At 37.9% G+C, this 13,497-nt stretch carries 13 protein-coding genes; all 13 read right to left on the reverse strand.

Annotated features, from left to right (window positions below; genetic code table 11):
* Nucleotide 1 precedes the first annotated feature (1 nt).
* The 13 genes from AC06G9_RS20900 to AC06G9_RS20960 all read right to left on the reverse strand — a co-directional run bounded on the left by AC06G9_RS20900 (nucleotide 2) and on the right by AC06G9_RS20960 (nucleotide 13,481).
* Nucleotides 2–1,120, reverse strand: a complete 1,119-nt coding sequence (locus tag AC06G9_RS20900; RefSeq protein ID WP_480957114.1) for a polysaccharide biosynthesis C-terminal domain-containing protein — start codon at nucleotides 1,118–1,120, stop codon at nucleotides 2–4.
* Nucleotides 1,117–1,539, reverse strand: coding sequence for a WxcM-like domain-containing protein (locus AC06G9_RS20905; RefSeq protein WP_480957115.1), 423 nt, complete (start codon nucleotides 1,537–1,539; stop codon nucleotides 1,117–1,119). The genes AC06G9_RS20900 and AC06G9_RS20905 overlap by 4 nt, the downstream gene beginning before the upstream one ends.
* A 7-nt stretch (nucleotides 1,540–1,546) precedes the next feature.
* On the reverse strand, nucleotides 1,547–2,578 hold the full coding sequence (locus AC06G9_RS20910; protein ID WP_480957116.1) for a polysaccharide biosynthesis protein: 1,032 nt from the start codon (nucleotides 2,576–2,578) through the stop codon (nucleotides 1,547–1,549).
* Nucleotides 2,579–2,642: 64 nt separating this feature from the next.
* Nucleotides 2,643–3,926, reverse strand: a complete 1,284-nt coding sequence (locus tag AC06G9_RS20915) for a nucleotide sugar dehydrogenase (RefSeq protein WP_480957117.1) — start codon at nucleotides 3,924–3,926, stop codon at nucleotides 2,643–2,645.
* A 57-nt stretch (nucleotides 3,927–3,983) separates the two neighbouring features.
* Entirely contained in the window at nucleotides 3,984–4,952 is a 969-nt protein-coding gene (locus AC06G9_RS20920) for an SDR family oxidoreductase (protein ID WP_480957118.1), read from the reverse strand.
* A 13-nt stretch (nucleotides 4,953–4,965) separates the two neighbouring features.
* Nucleotides 4,966–5,484: an ArsR family transcriptional regulator gene (locus AC06G9_RS20925; protein WP_480957119.1), complete on the reverse strand. Its 519-nt coding sequence runs from the start codon at nucleotides 5,482–5,484 to the stop codon at nucleotides 4,966–4,968.
* A gap of 242 nt (nucleotides 5,485–5,726) precedes the next feature.
* Nucleotides 5,727–6,152: a WxcM-like domain-containing protein gene (locus AC06G9_RS20930; protein ID WP_480957120.1), complete on the reverse strand. Its 426-nt coding sequence runs from the start codon at nucleotides 6,150–6,152 to the stop codon at nucleotides 5,727–5,729.
* 41 nt (nucleotides 6,153–6,193) lie between these two features.
* Nucleotides 6,194–7,195: an MraY family glycosyltransferase gene (locus AC06G9_RS20935; RefSeq protein WP_480957121.1), complete on the reverse strand. Its 1,002-nt coding sequence runs from the start codon at nucleotides 7,193–7,195 to the stop codon at nucleotides 6,194–6,196.
* Between the two features lie 673 nt (nucleotides 7,196–7,868).
* The gene (locus tag AC06G9_RS20940; protein ID WP_480957122.1) at nucleotides 7,869–8,699 is read right to left on the reverse strand and encodes a glycosyltransferase; all 831 of its coding nucleotides are present in this window, start codon (nucleotides 8,697–8,699) and stop codon (nucleotides 7,869–7,871) included.
* Nucleotides 8,700–8,710: 11 nt separating this feature from the next.
* Nucleotides 8,711–10,150 carry a DUF4838 domain-containing protein gene (locus AC06G9_RS20945; RefSeq protein ID WP_480957123.1) on the reverse strand — a complete coding sequence of 480 codons (1,440 nt, stop codon included), beginning with the start codon at nucleotides 10,148–10,150 and terminating at the stop codon, nucleotides 8,711–8,713.
* 95 nt (nucleotides 10,151–10,245) lie between these two features.
* Nucleotides 10,246–11,298, reverse strand: a complete 1,053-nt coding sequence (locus AC06G9_RS20950; protein WP_480957124.1) for a glycosyltransferase family 4 protein — start codon at nucleotides 11,296–11,298, stop codon at nucleotides 10,246–10,248.
* 6 nt (nucleotides 11,299–11,304) lie between these two features.
* Nucleotides 11,305–12,396, reverse strand: a complete 1,092-nt coding sequence (locus AC06G9_RS20955; protein ID WP_480957125.1) for an EpsG family protein — start codon at nucleotides 12,394–12,396, stop codon at nucleotides 11,305–11,307.
* Between the two features lie 2 nt (nucleotides 12,397–12,398).
* On the reverse strand, nucleotides 12,399–13,481 hold the full coding sequence (locus AC06G9_RS20960) for a glycosyltransferase family 4 protein (protein ID WP_480957126.1): 1,083 nt from the start codon (nucleotides 13,479–13,481) through the stop codon (nucleotides 12,399–12,401).
* Nucleotides 13,482–13,497 lie beyond the last annotated feature (16 nt).

Below are 13,497 nucleotides of genomic sequence, written 5' to 3' on the forward strand. Positions count from 1 at the left end.
CTTAGACAGTTTCAAAATATGTATCTGCATCCTCTGGATTAAACGGCTCATTGATCCAAAAAATAGTATAAAGCTCTTCATCTCCTATATTTTTGATATTATGAGTATACCAAATCGGCATATCCACATAAGCTGGTTCTTCCCCATCTAAATAAAAATCCATTACTTCATCGGTATTGATCTTTCTGAGTTGAATAAGGGCCTTTCCTTTAATTACAGCAAATCGTTCAATCTTACGGGTATGGTAATGGTTTCCTCTTGTTATCCCAGGCACAGTTGTCGAGAACGAACATTGTCCTCCAATTCCTAAACGAATAACTTCTACAAATGCTCCTCTTGGATCAATATGTTGTGTAAACTTTACGGGAAAATGTGTTGCGTGATCGATATAAGTACGGTAAGTATTAAATAGATTATGTTCAAAAGTATTATGAATAACAGGTATCTCTCCTCCATCAAAATATTTTGCTTTGTATTCATTTAATAACGTGAGTACTTCAGATACTTTTTTAGTCGCCGTTGGTTCAATAAATAACTCAGCTGTACCTTCATTACTTCTTATGATCTTAACGATTGTATCTACCAACTCTTGCACATAAATCAATTTCACTTCCCCATCATGGGCAATCGAAGGTATTTCACCATGTGTCAGCTGGTAACAGAAAGTAGCAATGAAAGAATTATAAAAAGGTTTACCAAAAGCACCAAACACATTTGGAATAATTAATCCTGTTGCTTTTCCTCCGCTGGCTTTCGCCCATTGCACTAATGCTTCACGAGCCGCTTTTTTAGATTTTCCATATAGATTATCACGCTCCTCTTGGGTCGAAGATGAAATCAATACATGTGCTTGCGAATTTGTTCTTTTTAAAGCATGAACCAATTTCACCGTCAAAGCTATATTAGTATCGTGCAACACTTCATCAGACTCATGACGATTGAGGGCTGCTAGATGTACAATGACATCACATTTTGAAACAAAAGCATCTAATTCTTGATCCTGTTCAAAAATATCACGCTTAAAATCGACCCTTTCAAATTCCTCTGGGAATAATCCCAACGTATTGTACAAATGACTTCCTACAAAACCATTTTGACCTGTAATTCCTATTCTTATCATTTTCTATTTATAAAATAATCCAGCGGATATGTATAATCGTCGTTTGGAGCATTTTCTATTCCAAAATCTGAAAAAACCAATAATTCAGAATTTTCTTCTAGTGCCTGAAAAGCTGTAGCATAACCTGTCGAAAGATGCAGTACTTGATTTTCATTCGTACTTAAAAACAAGCGTTCTACAGGTAAATCTGTAGAAGCAATGTCCCAATCATCAATTCTCACAATATCAATGGCAAAAGAACCAGAAAGAATGTAGAACCAACGCTGTTCGATGCGATGTGCTCTCCAGCCCCGAACTAACGTTAAATCTACATTCTTAATGATATAGAACCTTTTAACCAAAGACATATCAAAATCATTGACAAACCGAATTTGACCTCTATCGTCTTTGGCTATTCCACCTTTTATAAAATCAATCATAATAAAATTAGTATGGATATTGCATCACGTCTTCGCCAAAAACTTCTTTTCTGATAAGAGGCAATGTTGAAATTAGCTTTTTAAGCCCTTCTACACCTTGTTGCTGCGTATTGTGCGAATGATAATCTTCAATCTTAGATACATCTTGTTCACCTTCCGAAAAATACTTCGCATAGTTTAAATCTCTATTATCCGCTGGCACACGGTAAAAATCGCCCATATCCTCGGCTTTCATCATTTCTTCACGGGTACATAAAGTCTCATAAAGTTTTTCTCCATGACGTGTACCAATCACTTTAACAGGAACCTCCTTACCAGTTAATTCAATCAATGCTTTCGCTAAATCGCCGATTGATCCTGCCGGAGCTTTGTTAACAAAAAGGTCACCTGGATTAGCATGTTCAAAAGCAAATAATACCAAATCAACAGCATCTTCCAAGGACATAAAGAAACGAGACATATTGGGATCCGTAATGGTAATAGGCTCACCTTTTTGAATCTGATTAAGGAACAAAGGTATTACAGAACCTCTTGAGGCCATCACATTTCCATAACGGGTCAAACAAACAACAGTTTCTGTTAGATTACGGGCTTCGGCAACAGCAACTTTTTCCATCATTGCTTTAGAAATGCCCATCGCATTAATTGGATAAGCAGCTTTGTCTGTACTCAGACAAATTACTTTTTTCACACCATTTGATGCAGCTGCACGAATTACATTTTGTGTACCTTCAACATTAGTCTTAACAGCTTGCATAGGGAAAAATTCACAAGACGGAACTTGCTTTAAAGCTGCCGCATGAAACACATAATCCACTCCCCTAGTTGCTGGTTCAACGGATGTATAGTCACGCACATCACCGATATAATATTTAATTTTATCACTTCTATAAAGGTTACGCATATCATCTTGCTTTTTCTCATCGCGTGAGAATATACGAATCTCTTTAAAATGACTTGTATCCAAAAATCTATTTAAAACAGCAGTACCAAATGAACCTGTCCCTCCGGTAATTAATAACGTTTTATTTTCAAACATTTCCTTTTATTTAACTTCCTAAATATAATTTGCTTCTTAGACCATAACCTTTATCAACCAATATTTAAAGTCGACCATCTACATTTGTTTTCCAAACACCTTTTACATCATATACAATCGCACTGTCTTTCTTAAACGCATCCAAATCCAAATCTAAGAATTCCTTGTGCGCTACACCTAAAACAATAGCATCAAACCTATTTGTCGGTAGCTCTTTCGTACTCAACAATTTGTACTCATGTTGTACTTCAACTGGATTTGCCCATGGATCATATACCGTCACCTGCACACCATAATCTTCTAATGCTGCAATAACATCCACAATCTTGGTATTGCGAACATCTGGGCAATTTTCTTTAAAAGTCACACCCAACATCAATACTTCTGCACCATTAACATTGATACCTTTTTTGATCATGGTCTTGATGACTTGCGATGCAACATATTCGCCCATCGAATCATTCAAACGACGACCTGCCAAAATAATCTCGGGATGGTAGCCATGCTCTTGTGCTTTCTGTGCTAAATAGTAAGGGTCAACACCAATACAGTGACCGCCTACCAATCCTGGTTTGAATGGAAGAAAGTTCCATTTGGTACTTGCTGCTTCTAAAACAGCATGGGTATCGATATTTAAGATATTGAAAATCTTAGCTAGCTCATTGACAAAAGCAATATTGATATCACGTTGTGAATTTTCAATTACTTTAGCTGCCTCAGCGACTTTAATACAAGGTGCTAAATGCGTACCTGCTGTAATCACAGTTTTGTACACTTCATCGACTTCAATACCAATCTCTGGCGTCGAACCTGCAGTTACTTTTAATATTTTCTCTACGGTATGTTGTTTGTCTCCTGGATTGATACGCTCTGGAGAATAACCTGCAAAGAAATCTACATTAAACTTTAATCCTGATATTTTCTCTAAAACTGGAATGCACTCTTCTTCTGTAACACCTGGATAAACCGTAGATTCGTAAACCACGATATCGCCTTTTTTCAATACTTTACCAACTGTCTCGGAAGCTTTATATAAAGGTGTCAAATCTGGACGATTGTTTTTATCAACTGGTGTAGGCACCGTGACGACATAGAAGTTCGCATCATCAATATCAGTCAGTTGGTTAGAACACCATAGACCATTAGTACCTGTTGAAAGCGGATTAGATTCAGCCAAAACAGCTTGCAAAATATCATCTTCCACTTCTAATGTTAAATCTTTTCCTGTACGTAACTCATCGATACGCTTTTGGTTAATATCGAAACCGACCACGGGGAATTTTGTTGCAAACAAGCGAGCTAGTGGTAATCCTACGTATCCTAAGCCTATAACTGCAATTTTTTTCATCTATTTATAATTTTGGTGTTCTAAATTTTTTACAACTAATATGCTTCGATACTTATTCTATTTTAAGTTTTCCCAATACCATTTTACCGCCGCCTTCAAACCCTTATCAATAGTATGGGTCGGTTGGTAACCTAATAACGTTTTTGCTTTTTCAATGGATGCCAATGAATGGGGAATATCGCCCTGACGGTTTGGTCCATAAGAAGCATTAACGTGTGCTATCTCGGCATCAAATGCGGTTAAATATTCTTTTAGGTGTGCCACCAATTGATTTAATGTGGTGCGGTCACCTACTGCTGTATTATAAACCGTATTGATAGCGTTTTTATTCTCCGTCAGCATCGCCAATTCATTCATTTGAATCACATTGTCGATATACGTGAAATCACGTGAAAAATCACCAGTTCCATTGATCACTGGTCCTTCGTGATTCATAAATTTCTTCACAAATAAGGGGATAACAGCAGCATAAGCTCCGTTTGGATCTTGACGACGACCAAATACGTTAAAATAACGTAAACCAATGGTCTCTAAACCATAATTTTTGGAGAAGATATCTGCATAAAGCTCATTGACGTATTTCGTAATCGCATAAGGGGACAGAGGCTTACCAATAATATCTTCTACTTTTGGTAAATTTTCAGAATCACCGTATGTAGAAGAAGATGCTGCGTAGACAAAACGCTTTACGTTTGCATCACGGGCAGCAACCAGCATATTTAAAAAACCCGTGACATTCACTTCATTGGTCGTCTGTGGATCTTTGATCGAACGGGGAACGGATCCTAAAGCTGCCTGGTGCAACACATAGTCTACACCTTGTACAGCCAACTCACAGTCTGCAGTATGGCGGATATCGCCTTCAATTAAAGAAAAATTAGGATTATCTGCATGCTGCGACAGATTATGACGGTGACCAGTTGCAAAGTTGTCCAAAACAACGACCTGAAAACCTTTTCCTAAGAAATGTTCTGTCAAATTGGATCCGATAAATCCGGCTCCTCCGGTTATTAATATTTTACTCATTTATCTGAAATAATTATACTACTACATTGCTGGTATACAACTGAATGCAATGCCCATCGTGCTGGGGAACATTGCAATAAAGTATCACCACTTTTTTCAGCTTCGCTCCAACCTTTGCCGCTAACCGCAATAAATATGCCTCATTTAGATTTTCTCCTAAAATAAGTACTTCAATCTGTCCAGAATCAAGCCCTTTGGCATAGTCACCGATCAAGCTGACCGACTGAATATCACCTGCTTGAGCAAGAACATGATCCACGAGTTCATCAATTCCTAAAAAAGTATGAATTAATTTTTGAAGCGGCTTAAATAAGGAGTGTGTGGTATTGGCACGATAGAAGATCTTGTTTTTATCTGATTTTTTAGTCAGAAAACCCGCATCTTCCAGTTGATTTAATTCTTTTCTTATCGCATTGGTTGATTCTTGAAACTCATCTGCCAATCCACGCAAATAGCCCTGATTGCTAGCTGAAACAAAAAATTTGATCAGAAGCTTGAGTCTTGTCTTGGATGTAATAAGCGAATCCAACATCGGGTTGATTAGTCTTTGAGTAACAAAAGTACTCAACAAGTATTAAATCTCCAAATTAAAAAATTGTTAAAATAACCCTCGACGCTTTGATCAATACGTAAAAGTTGATTAAATGGAAGTATGAGTAAGCTTAGGACGCTATTAACGAAGAATGAACAGATCAAAAAAAAAGCTGCTATTAAAAAAAACAGCTGCTTATCGGTCGGTGTAAAATTAAGTAGGGGTAGATTTAGATAAGTCCTTTATCTAATCATACTGACAAAATAATCGACTGGATAGGTATAATTATCTTCGGAAGCATGTACAACCGGATAGTCAGCATGTACCAAAAGTTCACTTCCCTGCTCGAGTGCACGGATAGCTGTTGCATAGCCTGCAGAAATATAAAGTACTTGCAGATGGGTAGACTTTAAAACCACATTTTGAACTTCTAAATCTGGAGAAGGGCGATCCCAATCGTCGATTTTCACAAGATCTACCGAGAAAGAACCGGATAATGCATAGAACCACCTCTGCTCGATACGATGTCCTCGCCATCCTCGAATTAATACGGTATCCAAATTTTTGATAATATAAAAACGCTTGACCGGGGTCATGTCAAAATCATTGACAAATCGAATACCTCCGCGCTCATCTTGCGCACTGCCGCCTTGAATATACTTGATCATGGTAAATGTAATGAAGTCAGTGGGAAAAGACTATCGTAAGCCTAAGTTTTAATATCTGTAGCGTATCGGTGACTTTGGACCATCTTGTTGGAAACATAGGTTTTGATGATATACTGTTTTAATATTAAATATACCGTGCTCAGTACAACAAGAACAACGATGGCAAACACCAACTGTGTGGTATGATCATAACGCGCGAAGGTGATCACCAATATACCGATCAATAATTGAAGCGTGCCATATAGCCCAGAGATAGCAAGCCTGTTGTATCCAACTTCATTGGCAAGATATTGGTACAAATGGGTACGGTGCCCTTCCAAAATATTTTCTCCAAGGTAAAGTCGACGTACAATGGACCAAACGGCATCGAGACCATAAACAGCAAGGAATAGTATATAAATAAAATCACCCGTTTTAAAAATCAAAGTACCTAAGGCAAACAATACGATATAGGCAATACCAACCGATCCGACGTCGCCGGCAAAGCACTTGGCTTGATTGCGAAAATTAAAAAATGCAAATACAACTATTCCTAAAAGGGCATAAATCAGATAATCCTGCTCGATAAACCCAACGGTTCTATTGACATAGTACAACAGCCCACATACTACTAGGCTGTACAGCGCAGTAATACCATTGATACCATCCATAAAATTATAGGCATTGATAGCCCCTACCACAATAATAAAAGTGACTATAATATAATACCAAGGTGGTGAGAAAATACCCATCTGAAAAGCCATCAATAAAACCGAAGTAAAATGAACAGCCAATCTTAGCCGACTAGTAATTTCGGCAATATCATCCAAGAAAGAAATCGTGGCCATAAGGGTCAGACCCAACATAAACCAGGGATAAGAAAAGCCGGACTGGATAAAAAATATAAGTATCGCGATATAAAAAATAATACCCCCTCCTCGCAAAGTAATGGTCGTATGCGATGAACGTTGGTTAGGTTTATCAATGATATTGTACCGATCAGCAATCTTGAAATATAGTAGTTCAAGTAAAAATAATAATATAACGGTAAAGATATACGCCATAAATCTAGTTAAATATTTAAAGTTGCAAATATAGCGAAAATTGCGCTATTTATTTACTTAACGTTAAATCTAATGAAAACGTTACAGGTCAAATGAAAAATTTCTCTTTAATGCGAATTTAAACGCTTTTAAGCGGTGTAAGCTCACAAAATTGCTGCAAAAATTGATATTGAAGACTATTTTTTGTATGTCGACAAAGCCGATATTAAAAAATTATGCAACTTCTAGTACCTTTTAGCGCCTTATCAGTAATAAACGAACTGCCATATGCGGAATAAAAATACCGCACAAAAATCCGTTATGTTGGACATGTCGATATACCGAAAAATGGCAAAAAAGCAACCGATTGCGAAGAGTGCGTGATGCTCTTAGAAAAAAGCCTCCCTATTTCGTTGTAAGCAAAACAAAAAAATGACGGCCAATTCTGTGGAGCAGAATCGGCCGTCATAGAACATGAATTTAACATGGAATCAGCAACGCCATCTGTGCTGATCATAAATCACAATCATGGGGCGATGGTTTTTAATAGTCTTATTTCAAATGATTTGGAAATAAATAGACCATCGTAGATCTTGCTTAAACCTGCCAGCTGTAGTGACTCGCATCAGAACGGGTCAAGTGTGACGCATAGCAATCTTTTTCCAATGGGCAATGAGCGGTAGTTAACAGGGAGCTAAAGCTGCTTGCGTAGGAATGTATTATAGACAAACAGGACCAGGCGTGGCGGCAATAATCGTATGGGGAACTTCAATATCCCGTATTTGATCTGATCCATCCTTGTAAAGGCTCCTATCTCATATACATGTTTTAAGAAATTGATCTCTTTTTTGATATAATGAACTCCACATCTTCTTCGAATAGAATTCAAGCCTGAATCCACCCGCATATGGTACAGAATATCTGGAAGGTTGTGAAATCTTAAACCTTTTTGCCATAAACGGATAAATAGCGCATAATCTTCAAAAAAGATCGTATTGCCCTGATATCCGCCCGCCTCTACTAGCCGAGATTTTCGGAATAGAATAGTAGCATGGTTCATGGGGCTCCGAAGCTTTATGCCCTTAATCATATCTTCGTGTTCCGCTGCACACGTTTTAATGATGTTTGAATCGCCGACATGCTCTGAAAATTCCTGTAAGGTACTTCCCACAATATCAATTTGAGGATTATTTTTTAAGAAACTAAGGAGCTTTTCAAATCGAAAATAATCTGAAATATCATCAGAATCCATACGGGCCACCAGATCAAAACTACATGCTGCTAATCCTGCCGCCAAAGCATGGCCAAGTCCGCTGTTCACAGGGAGGGCGATCACGATCAAAATGCCTGGATTATGTTGGCTGAAGACGTCGATCACCTGATCTAATGGCTCTGTAAGAGCACCATCTTTGACAAGCACAATTTCGCTAGGTGGAGTACTTTGACACATTAAACTCTCAAGGGCTTGCCTCAAATAATCCGCTTGTTCCTTGAAATACACCGACATTAAAACAGAAAATTTCATATCTTAAATTATTAATTTTTTAAAAGACCTAATTTTACTTTTGCAATTCGTTTTTCTAAAACGGTATTGCCTTTGGCATTTCGATCTGCAGCCTCCAAAAGAGCACGATACTGCTGGAGCTGAGCTTCACCTAAATATTGGCGTGTGCCTCCAAAAAAACGAATCTGATCCTTGTTTTGGACGACATGATGCTGGATAGCCCAGACTAGCTCTTCGACCTCCTGGCTGGCACTTCCATAATATTTTTTACAAAATTCATGTACAATATCTTTAACTGGCCGCTGGTCTCCCCAAATGATACGTACTGCAACAAAGGTTAATAGTTCGGATAAGGGCTCCTCATCGGAATGGATACCTTCGAGGTAGACACTGTTTACATGCAACTGTTTATAAAAATCGAGATTCTCTTTGAGTTTCAGTATGCTAGGGTAAAATTGGTGAGGTGCAGAAAAGTTACTTAAATAATCCCACACCATTACATGATCCGTCATTTGACTCCATTTGACCAATTCATCCCCATAACGCTTATTAACACCTTCATAAAGAGCTAAATGACGGTAAGCATCTATTGGCGCAAAACAGATCAGTACATTGGATATGGGCCGTTCCTTTTGTGGTGCAGGGAGGGTTTCATGATAAGCAAATGTTCCGATCACATGGTGTGGAAAATGACCGGCAATAGTATTTATAAAATGAATAAGGGCATCTGTCTCTGAGGGATAAAAGCTGGTCAGCGTTTTTTGTGATCCAAATAAAGTTCCAAATTTACCAATATCTTCTTGTCCAATTAACCAGTATTTTTTGTGGGCATAGCCTCTAAACAAATTGGTCAAAGTATCAACCATGTACTGACGCAACTTAACATCTGCTAGATTTAACTGAGTCGCGTACGCTCCTTCATATAAATAGAAATTGGGATTGGTCTTTTGAAATACTTTAGGTGGAACCAATCTAAAAAAACTATGGTCAAAAAATCCCCAACGGGTAGGTTCCTTATAATTGTGCTCTAAAGAATACCATTCGGTATAGGAAGCTGAATATGAGGTCTGATTATAAATATCAAATGTCTTAAAGATCGGATTGACCAGCTCTTGTTTAATATCCAGATCGATCGTACTGGACGGTACACAATGGATATCATCTGCAGCCAACATCTGGATGTCTAAGTATCGGTCAAGAAACCCGTAGACGGCGTTACGGATCCCTCTTTCTGTGATGCCTCCTAAGACAATAGCGCGATCGGTTTTATTGATTACATAACCTAAACGATCAACCTTATTGCTGTCTGCAATTTTAAACAAACTCGTATTCCCTATACTGATGACGGGAGTTTTATCTTTGATATGCGTTTCCGCAAGGATCGGTATCAGGACGTTTGATTTGAGTTGTACGTACTGCTGTAAGATCTGCGCAGACTTAAGGGTCGAATCTGATGCCAGAGAAGGAGTCATAATGACAAAGTCAGTCCGCCCGTTTTCGACTAAACGCTGGGACTGGACTTGTTGACACGAACAAAAAACAATTACAAAAAAGGCATATAGATATTTCATGATCGAGCTAAACTAGAATAAAGTGTATAATATGACTGGGCCATAATTTGTGCGGTATACCGCTCATTGTATTTTTTAAAGATATTAGCTTGAAAATCTCTGCCTTTCAATTGGGCATCATGAATGGCTTGAATTAAGCTTTCGTGATCATCTAAACGGAAAAATGAAACTTCTTGGTCGGTAAAAATTTCATGATGTACGGGTATACTCGAACAGATAACAACTTTACTAAGCGCAGCAGCTTCCAATAATGAAAGTGGGAGACCCTCCGTATATGACGGAAATACATAATAATCAAAATAACGATTATACCGATAGCCTTCTGACCGTGTTCCTAAAAACAAACACCGATCTCCTAATCCCAGACGCGCAGCTTGATCTTCCAAAATACTTCTTTCGGGACCATCTCCTATAATGACGAATGCAAAATCGGGTAATTGTGGTAGAATCTCTACAACTTGATGTAAACCTTTGCCTTTATTTAAAACGCAGGCAATACCAATTATTTTATATTTTTCTTTTAACTCAGCAAAAATACCTCGATCATTTGGATCAATATCCTGTGTCGTAACGTTCCTCCCGTTATTGATAACGATCAGTTTTGCCTCTGGCACCAAATGCGTGTAATGTTGTTTCATAATTGCGGTTAAAGCAACTATTTTATCATGACGACTCACAAGCCGGGACCATATGAATTGGATAAGATAGGCCACAAGTCTATTATATTTGAAACGATATTCATTAAACAGCAGACTATGGATCGTGCTGACGCATTTACCTTTTATCTTCTTTCGATTTTTAAAAACATAATAATCCGGACGTATACCATGGCTGTGGATAATATCACTCTCCAAAAGCAAAGATTCGCTTCCCGCAGCTTTTAGCCAAAAAGCAGAACAATCGACAGCAATAGGATCCTCCACCTGATCAAGGTAGAAAACAGTAATCTGATCATCGGGATATTGCTGTACCAGGTGACCGATGATATCACGAACGACTAGTATCGGCCCTGTATTTTTTAAGGCAGGAATTATAAATGATAGGATCATATGTTACTATTTATTGGTGATGACAGTTTTATAATCTTGTATAAAGGATTCTTCTCCTAAAAATTGGCTATACCTGAACATGCCGTACATAAATAAAAATAGCAGCATAAGGAGTCGCACTGGTTTCAAACCAAAGGTATGGGGCAAAATAAAGATATAGCAGAATTGTAAAATAAGTCCAAATCGGGATAGAATGGCCATCTGATTGAACAATGCGCCAAATAAAACAGCCATTAAGCCGATCTTAAAAAGAAAATAAAATCGTTGCTCGCCCAATTCTCTGATCATCTGTGCTCTGAAAAACCAAAAAATCAAAATACTGATACAGTAAAAATAGATCGCGATACTATTTGCTTTTTCTGAATAAACCTCGGAGTCTAAATAGGATTCGTACCGGCTATCTCCTGCAAATAGTGTTATGAAGCTCCCGAGCATGCCCCCAAATGAGAACAACGTGATCAAAACGGATAAAAATGAAATCGTTAAAACGGTATATGTATTTGTTTTTAAAAAACGATTGGCCATAAATACGATTAAAATAGAAAGAGCGCTGACATGGAACATTAAAGCACAAAAAATAGCAAGAATAGAAACCTTTATCTTGCCCTGATAGTACTGCACTATTCCATACCAGGCTAATGTAGTGGCTACTCCAAATCTGATCTGTGTAAAGCCGCCACCGAGATACATCAAGGAAAAGTATAAAAACAAGGACAGAAACCAATATTTGGAAAAAGCCGTGATGCTTTTGTACAAGAAAAATAAATTGAGAAAAGATATAAAAGTTAAATAGACATAGTCTGCTGCGCCAATTGTCTTAAACACGATATTGGTGATGACAAATAATGGTTCTCCATAAATATCACTAAGTTGATATCCACCTGTAAAAAATTCGTGCAAAGTGGGTACCTGGTTATAGATACGGATATATTCGTCATAATCATTATCACATTTGTATCGTAGGCCGGCAAATAGGCCTAATAATATCAATAGGAAAATCAAAATGGCCTTTTTATAGATTTCTGCAACCGCAATTTTAAAAAAATCGGTTATACAGAAAAATAATATAATGACAAAAACGATCCAGTACGCTACCATATTTATTGCTCCATTAATGTGCTAAACAAATCTCTCCACATCTGTACCACTTGAACTTTATCAAATCGTTTACTATCCTTAAGCGCCTGGCTAGACAAAGAAGCTCTCAAATCATGATCATCCATGCACTTTTCTAAAGCGGCTAAAAAACCAACTTCATTTCCATCCTCAACTAGAAAACCATTGGTACCATTGGAAACGACATCTCGAGGCCCCGTCAGACAGTCGTAACTGATAATCGGTAATCCGAAAGATTGTGCTTCGATTAAAACCATAGGCAGACCCTCCCAACGCGAGGTCATGACATAAATAGAAGCTTCTCTATAGTAGTGATCCACGTTTTTAGTCGTCGGGATCAGATGTACATGATGCAATTGTTCGTGGACAATAAGCTGCTCTAGCTTCTCACGGTCTTCACCATCTCCAATAATATGGAGCTGCCAATCTCTAAATCTATCATCCAGCTGTGACCAAACTCGAAGCAATCGATCAAAACCTTTCTGCTCGGTCAATCTACCAACAGCAAGCGCTACCTGCCTCTGGTCCACGGCCTCAATTTGAGGACTAAACGTCAAGAAATTGGGGATACAGACGATCTGTGCACGACAGCTAAAATGTTCCAAATACATCGCCCTGTCCTTAAGCGTCAGTGTAACAACAGCATCTGCATAACGACTGGCCATATACCTCGCAAATTTTTCTTTTTTACTAGTAAAAGCTAAAGAGACATTAAAATGCTCCCAAATGATATTACAATGTCTAAGTCCAAAATTGGCGACAATGGAAAAAACACTTAACAATGCACCTATATTTATGATGACGGATTTCTCCTCCGCTGTCATTAGAATTTTGCGGATCTTCCAAATTACTGTCGGGAGTAGTAGAAACAAACTCACATGTTTATGAAACAAAGTATGGATGGTGATATTCGGATGAACTTCAAAAAAAGGTTTACCCGAACCAAAAAGACTAATAATAGTCACCTGTGTATCTGGATCCCTGACCAGCTCATTGGCTAAGCCAATACCAATACGCTCTGTTCCTCCAGAATTCGTGATATTACTACTTATTAGAATAACATTCATTTTTATACGATTAAAT

This window comes from Sphingobacterium sp. MAE, assembly GCF_056711605.1.

Excerpts from the sequence above, each read along its gene's own strand:
- AC06G9_RS20900 (WP_480957114.1), bottom strand. The coding sequence starts at position 1,120 with ATGATAAGAATAGGAATTACAGGTCAAAATGGTTTTGTAGGAAGTCAT.
- AC06G9_RS20905 (WP_480957115.1), bottom strand. The coding sequence starts at position 1,539 with ATGATTGATTTTATAAAAGGTGGAATAGCCAAAGACGATAGAGGTCAA.
- AC06G9_RS20910 (WP_480957116.1), bottom strand. The coding sequence starts at position 2,578 with ATGTTTGAAAATAAAACGTTATTAATTACCGGAGGGACAGGTTCATTT.
- AC06G9_RS20915 (WP_480957117.1), bottom strand. The coding sequence starts at position 3,926 with ATGAAAAAAATTGCAGTTATAGGCTTAGGATACGTAGGATTACCACTA.
- AC06G9_RS20920 (WP_480957118.1), bottom strand. The coding sequence starts at position 4,952 with ATGAGTAAAATATTAATAACCGGAGGAGCCGGATTTATCGGATCCAAT.
- AC06G9_RS20925 (WP_480957119.1), bottom strand. The coding sequence starts at position 5,484 with ATGTTGGATTCGCTTATTACATCCAAGACAAGACTCAAGCTTCTGATC.
- AC06G9_RS20930 (WP_480957120.1), bottom strand. The coding sequence starts at position 6,152 with ATGATCAAGTATATTCAAGGCGGCAGTGCGCAAGATGAGCGCGGAGGT.
- AC06G9_RS20935 (WP_480957121.1), bottom strand. The coding sequence starts at position 7,195 with ATGGCGTATATCTTTACCGTTATATTATTATTTTTACTTGAACTACTA.
- AC06G9_RS20940 (WP_480957122.1), bottom strand. The coding sequence starts at position 8,699 with ATGAAATTTTCTGTTTTAATGTCGGTGTATTTCAAGGAACAAGCGGAT.
- AC06G9_RS20945 (WP_480957123.1), bottom strand. The coding sequence starts at position 10,150 with ATGACTCCTTCTCTGGCATCAGATTCGACCCTTAAGTCTGCGCAGATC.
- AC06G9_RS20950 (WP_480957124.1), bottom strand. The coding sequence starts at position 11,298 with ATGATCCTATCATTTATAATTCCTGCCTTAAAAAATACAGGGCCGATA.
- AC06G9_RS20955 (WP_480957125.1), bottom strand. The coding sequence starts at position 12,396 with ATGGTAGCGTACTGGATCGTTTTTGTCATTATATTATTTTTCTGTATA.
- AC06G9_RS20960 (WP_480957126.1), bottom strand. The coding sequence starts at position 13,481 with ATGAATGTTATTCTAATAAGTAGTAATATCACGAATTCTGGAGGAACA.